The sequence below is a fragment of the Arthrobacter terricola genome (genome assembly GCF_004354015.1).
Lineage (GTDB): Bacteria > Actinomycetota > Actinomycetes > Actinomycetales > Micrococcaceae > Arthrobacter > Arthrobacter terricola.
Genome location: NZ_SMRU01000102.1, coordinates 1 through 1,350, shown reverse-complemented (window position 1 = coordinate 1,350; position 1,350 = coordinate 1). Strand labels below are relative to the sequence as shown.

Annotated in this window: 2 protein-coding genes and 1 pseudogene; all 3 read right to left on the bottom strand. The window is 66.1% G+C overall.

From position 1 onward, the window contains the following. Nucleotides 1–315: pseudogene (locus E1809_RS26465) on the bottom strand (hypothetical protein); the annotation flags it as partial. A gap of 180 nt (nt 316–495) precedes the next feature. Next, on the bottom strand, nt 496–756 hold the full coding sequence (locus E1809_RS26460) for a hypothetical protein (protein ID WP_133207176.1): 261 nt from the start codon (nt 754–756) through the stop codon (nt 496–498). 114 nt (nt 757–870) lie between these two features. Then, nucleotides 871–1,350, bottom strand: a 480-nt coding sequence (locus E1809_RS26455) for a TasA family protein (protein WP_133207175.1), incomplete at its 5' end; no start/stop codon positions are given.

Sequence of the window (1,350 nt, the reverse complement as noted above, 5' to 3'; positions counted from 1 at the left end):
GACCAAGGGCTCGGCGGCCGGCTGCGCTGCGAAGGCCTTCCAGCCAAACCAAGCCAGAAGTGCGAGGCAAGGAATTGCGAGGATTGCCGCGACACGCCACGGCGTACGCCACCGGACCCTTAGCGGACGCTGCAGCTCCGCGACGATCGTGTCGCTGTCATCGTCGGATGGTTCCTTCTCCGGGCCGTGGTGCTGAGGTTCTGCCCGGGCTTTTCCGCTCTGGACGGGCAAGGGCAACAGCGCCGGGACGCCGACGTCAACCCCGAGGCGCGCGGCGAAGCGATTCCGTGCAGCTTGGGATGGTTCGCTGCTCATCAACACGATCAGACCCTACTCGGACCGCCACATTATCGGCACCCGCACGACGTCGAACACCACACAGGTCATTGTGGACGCCCACGCGACCTGGACGACCACCCTGTCCGGGTCGGGACGTTGTCGCCAGTCTGGTCTGTCAAGACGAAGATGTAGGAAGTTGCCCGACAGAGCTGATGTTCAAGACGGCATCGTGTCGATGGCCTGATCGGGATCCCGGTTGTCTGGGGCCTGGTTGATCCGTTCGATCCGGGCCGGGAGCATTCTGGTGTATGTTGCGGCGAACCGGGCGTCGGCGTCGGTGCCGGGCATGTCGCCGGCCAGACGCCGGAGTGTCTGGTGGTTCAGGATCGGTAGAGGGCGTTCGGGTTCGTTTCGCCGGTGGAGGGGTGGGACGTCCGGCCAGATCATGGCCGGCACTTCGTGAGGGCGGTGCTGCATGTTTTGTGCATGGAGAGTCGGCTTTCTTCTCGATCCGGTGAGCTGTGTCCCCGGGTGGTGTGCCCTCCGCCGTTGATTCCCAGAGTTCGCCGGCGGAGGGCTGATCAGGGGGTACTACTGGTCGGTGGCGGTGCGTTGGGTGCCGGTGAAGGTGAACCCGACGGTGCTGCTCAGGGATTCGAAGGTGTTGTCCGCCGTCGCCGGGAGGGTCATGGTGACGCGAAGGCTGTCGGTGTTGCCCGCGGTCAGGGAGGACAGGTTGGCCAGGGCCATGTTCGCGCCGACGACAGCGTGCGAGGCCAGGACAATGCTGGTCGTGCCCGCGCAGGTGTACGTGTAGGCGGGGGCCGTGCCGGCCTCAACCCAGCCCGTGGAGCAACGGTCGACGACAACCTGCAGGCCGTTGGTGGCGTCGGAGTCCAGCTTCGTGCTCGTCGTGGTCGCCGCCGTCGTCAGCGTGACGGCCGAGAGGTTCTGGTTCCCGGCTGCGTTGCTCAGGGTGACCGCGCGTTGGATGGTGTCGCCCGGGACGATGCCGGTGGCGGCGACGTTGAGCCGGTTGGTGGCGGCGGTGGTGCCGAGGGCAATGTTGAC

Excerpts from the sequence above, each read along its gene's own strand:
- E1809_RS26460 (WP_133207176.1), bottom strand. The coding sequence starts at position 756 with ATGCAGCACCGCCCTCACGAAGTGCCGGCCATGATCTGGCCGGACGTC.